The 3998-nt window shown below is 74.3% G+C and carries 4 protein-coding genes; 3 read left to right on the top strand and 1 reads right to left on the bottom strand.

The window, feature by feature from the left end; genetic code table 11:
• The 3 genes from AB8Z36_RS34205 to AB8Z36_RS34195 form a co-directional block, all read left to right on the top strand.
• The coding region (locus AB8Z36_RS34205) for a hypothetical protein (RefSeq protein WP_440582073.1) at positions 1-519 on the top strand (519 nt) is incomplete at its 5' end.
• A complete protein-coding gene (locus AB8Z36_RS34200) occupies positions 516-1427 on the top strand; it encodes an SDR family NAD(P)-dependent oxidoreductase (RefSeq protein WP_369217280.1) in 912 nt (303 codons plus the stop codon). The genes AB8Z36_RS34205 and AB8Z36_RS34200, both read left to right, overlap by 4 nt.
• Positions 1406-3034 carry an AMP-binding protein gene (locus tag AB8Z36_RS34195; protein WP_369217279.1) on the top strand — a complete coding sequence of 543 codons (1629 nt, stop codon included), beginning with the start codon at positions 1406-1408 and terminating at the stop codon, positions 3032-3034. The genes AB8Z36_RS34200 and AB8Z36_RS34195 overlap by 22 nt, the downstream gene beginning before the upstream one ends.
• A 2-nt stretch (positions 3035-3036) precedes the next feature.
• Here AB8Z36_RS34195 and AB8Z36_RS34190 read toward each other — a convergent pair.
• Positions 3037-3998 (bottom strand): metallophosphoesterase (locus tag AB8Z36_RS34190; RefSeq protein WP_369217278.1); only part of this gene is annotated, 962 nt, incomplete at its 5' end.

Below are 3998 nucleotides of genomic sequence, written 5' to 3'. Positions count from 1 at the left end.
ATCCTGCGCTCGGCCCGCCCCGCGCTCGCCCGCCGCCTGGCCGACGTCAGCTACTTCCCGTCCACCGTGGTCCTCGTCGAGTACGACCGGGACGTCTTCACCCACGACGTGCGCGCGCTCGCCATGGACGACGGGCCGTGCAGCAACGCCGGTGCGTACGGGATGGAGGACCGGCACATCGTCCGCTACACCTACAGCGGGCGCGCGGGCAGGCTCACCGACCTGAGCCGGGAGAACATCGCCCGTCTCACCGGCGAGGCCGAGGAGCGCCTGGTCACCCACCTCGGCGCGCCCCGCGCCGAGCGCGTCAACCTCCTGGTCAAACACTGGGAGGCGGCCTACAGCGGCTATCTCCCCTACCACCCGGAGTTCCTCGCCGAGGTCCGCAGGAGCGTCACCGCCGTCGCGGGCCTCGAACTCGCGGGCGACTACATCCAGGGCGTGTCCATCGAGGCGTGCGCGCGTACGGGCCGCGCGGCGGCCGGTCGGCTCGCCGGTCACCTGGGCCCGCCCGTATGAGCGGCACGGAGTGGGCGGTGGTGACGGGCGCCTCGGCAGGCATCGGCGCAGACCTGGCCCGTGGCCTGGCGGCGCGCGGGTACGGTCTGTGGCTGACCGCCCGGTCCGCCGACGCCCTCGAAGCGCTCGCCGGGGAGCTGCGGGCGGCACACCGGGTGCCGGTGCGGGTCAGGCCCTGCGACCTCGCGGACCCGGCCGCGCGCGACGCGCTCGTCGCCGAACTGGCCGCGGAGCCCGTGGCGGTGCTCTGCGCCAACGCCGGGTTTCCCACCTGCGGCCCGCTCAGCGCGAACGACCCCGTGCGGGAGGCCGCGCAGGTGCAGGTCAACGTGGTGGCGCTGCACGCCCTGACGCAGGCCCTGCTGCCCGGCATGCTGGCCCGCCGCCGGGGCCGCGTCCTGGTCACCGGGTCGCTCGCGGGCCACCAGCCCGTGCCGACGGCGGCCACGTACTCGGCGACCAAGGCGTTCGCCAACACCTTCGCCGAGGCGCTCCACGGCGAGCTGCGCGGCACGGGGGTGAGCTGCACCCTGCTCGCGCCCGGTCCCGTGCGCACCGGCTTCTACGCGGTGGGCGGCGTGCCGGGTCTGCGCGACCGCCGCTTCCTCGCCTGGCTCACCCCACGGCGGGTGGCCGAGGCGGGGCTGCGCAGCATGGCGCGGGGGCGCCGCCTGGTGGTCCCCGGCCCGGCCGCCAAGGTCCAGTACGTGCTGGGCCGCCACACCCCGCGCCCACTGCTCCAGCCCGTCCTGCGCACGGTGTTCCTGCCCCTGCTGCGCGGCGCGAGAAGCACCGGCCGCGGCGGCGCCCGCACCCACACCACGGCCGACACCACGGCCCGGAGCACGGCCGGGACGACGACGGAAGACAACGGGGAATCACGCACATGGAGCTCTTCAACGCCCTGACCAACGGCGCCTCGCACGGCGTCCTGCACGAGTGGAACGGCGACGCGTTCGACCACACGCCCTGGCGCGAGGTCGTCGCGGACGCCCACGGCATGGCCGCGGGCCTCCGTGCCCTCGGCGTCGGGCCCGGCACCCGGGTCGCCTGCATCCTCACCAACAGTCCCGGCACGGTGCGCGGGCTGCTCGCCGTCTGGCTCGCGGGCGGCGCGGTCGCCTCGCTCCCGCTGCCCACGCGCGGACAGAGCGGCGAGGCGTACGGGGAGCAGCTCGTCGCTCTCGCGGCGCGGCTCGACCCGGCGCTGCTGCTCGTCGACGACTGGCTCGCGGCGCTGGTCCCGCGCGCTCTCGCCGATAACCTGCCGGTGCGCGGCTGGCCGGAGCCGCGCGGCACGGGTGCGCGGTGCGTGCCGAGCCCGCCGGGCCCCGACGATCTGGCGTTCGTCCAGTACTCGTCCGGCTCCACGAGTACGCCCAAGGGGTGTGCCCTGACCACGCGCGCCATCGAGCGGCAGCTTGAGATCATCCTGGGGATGACCGGGGGCCGCCCCGGCGCGGACACCGTGGCGTCCTGGCTGCCGCTCTCGCACGACATGGGGATGTTCGGCTGCCTGCTGTACTCCTGGGCATACGACTTCGACCTCGTGCTCTCCTCGCCGGAGCGGTTCGGGATGACGCCGCGCACCTGGTTCCGCGACATGTCGGAGTACGGGGCGACGATGACGGCGGGCACCAGCACCGCCCTCCATCTGGCGGCGCGGGCGCACGGCCGGGGTTCGCTGCCCAGGGAGCTGAGGCTGCGGGCCGCGGTGATCGGTGCCGAACGCGTGGACTGGGGCACGCTCGCCGCGGCGACGGAGAGGTTCCGCCCGTTCGGGCTCTCGGAGACCGCCTTCCAGCCCGCGTACGGCATGGCCGAGGCGACGCTCGCGGTGACCGGCAAGCCGTGGGCCGAGGCCCCGAGGGCGCTGGCCCTCGACGGGTCCGCGCTGGTCGAGGGCCGGGCCGTCGAGGTGGCCCCGGACCACCCGAAAGCCACCCGCCTGGTCTCCAACGGCCCCGCGCAGCCCGGCGTCTCGGTGCGGGCGGGCACCGGTGGCTCGGTCGCGGAGATCGAGGTGACCTCGCCGAGCCTCGCGCGGGGCTATTACGCCGATCCGGAGCGGACCGCCGCACGCTTCGCCGGGGGGCGGCTGCGCACGGGGGACCTGGGCTTCGTCAGGGACGGCGAGCTGTATGTGCTCGGCAGGTCCGACGACATGCTGTCGGTGGGCGGCAGGAAGGTCTACGCGTCGGAGATCGAGTCGGCGGTCGACAGTCTGCGCAGCATCCGCAAGGGCTGTGCGGCGGTCGTCGACGCGGGCGGCTCGGGCGGGTCACGGCTGGTCCTGATGGTGGAGCCGCAGGGCAACCCACGCGACTACCGCCCCATCGCCGAGGAGGCGGCGACCCTGGCCATGGAGAAGTCCGGGGTCGCCCTCGCGGAGTGCCTGTTCCTGCCGCGCGGTGTCCTGCCGAAGACACCGAGCGGCAAGATCCAGCGTTTCCGCTGCCGGGCGCTGCTCGACGGGAACCAGCTCGCCCCGGTGGCCCGGGTGGCGTTCGCCTGACCTCAGCCGGCCCGTGCGGCGGCGCCGAGCGGGGCCGCCGTGCGGGTGCGGTGGGCGAGGCGGGCCGTGCGGGTGGCGAGGTCCACCGTGTACGCGTCGAGCGTCATCGCCCGCTCGGAGGTCTTGAGGACCATGAAGCCGTGGTCGGCGAAGTTCTGCCAGGCGGCGGGGTGGGAGAAGTGGGCCCTGCCGTCGCCCGCCTTGCCCGCGGCGCCGCAGACGACCTGGCGGGTGCCGCCGGTGCGGGTGGTGGGTTCCAGGACCTGGAGGGTGTGGTCGTGGCCGGAGAGGATCAGGTCGGCCCGGCCGCACACCACCTCCTCGTACAGCTCCTTGAGGTGGATGCCGCTGGTGTAGTTGCCGATCACGAAGCCGTCGTAGGAACCGGCGCTGCCGTGCTTGCCGTTGTTCAGGTACGGGTGGTGGCCGAGGACGATCTTCCAGCGGGCCCGGGAGGCCTTGAGCGCGCCGTCCAGCCAGGCCCGCTGCTCGCGCATGTAGGGGCCGTTCCACCAGTAGTGCGGGTCGAGCTGGGCCACGTAGGAGGAGACGGGGTTGGTGTCGATGGCGAAGAACTCCACGAGCGGCGCGCCCTCTCCGGCAGAGGGGAGGGGCACGCTGTAGTAGCGGCCCGGCATGTACCAGCGGGGTGAGTTCCTGGCGTAGGCGACCTCCCGGTCGCCTCGCGAGGGGTCGCCGCCGCTGCCGGGTATCAGCCCCGAGCAGTCGTGGTTGCCGAGGACCATCAGCCACGGCATGTCCAGGCCCGTGTTGGGCTCCTCGAACTTGGTGCGGAACTCGGAGTCGTTCTCGGACTCGGGGCCGTTCTCGTAGATGTTGTCGCCGAGGCCGACGGCGAGGCTCACGCCCTCGGCGCGGCAGACCGCGCGGGCCGCCTCGGCCACCGCGTGCTGCGCCTCCTCGCCCGTTCCCGCGTCGCCGGTGAGGAGCACCGCGTACGCAC

This window comes from Streptomyces flavofungini (genome assembly GCF_041028215.1).
Taxonomy (GTDB): Bacteria; Actinomycetota; Actinomycetes; order Streptomycetales; family Streptomycetaceae; genus Streptomyces; species Streptomyces flavofungini_B.
Note: the sequence above shows the minus strand (reverse complement) of the source record. Positions and strands in the feature narration are given on the sequence as shown.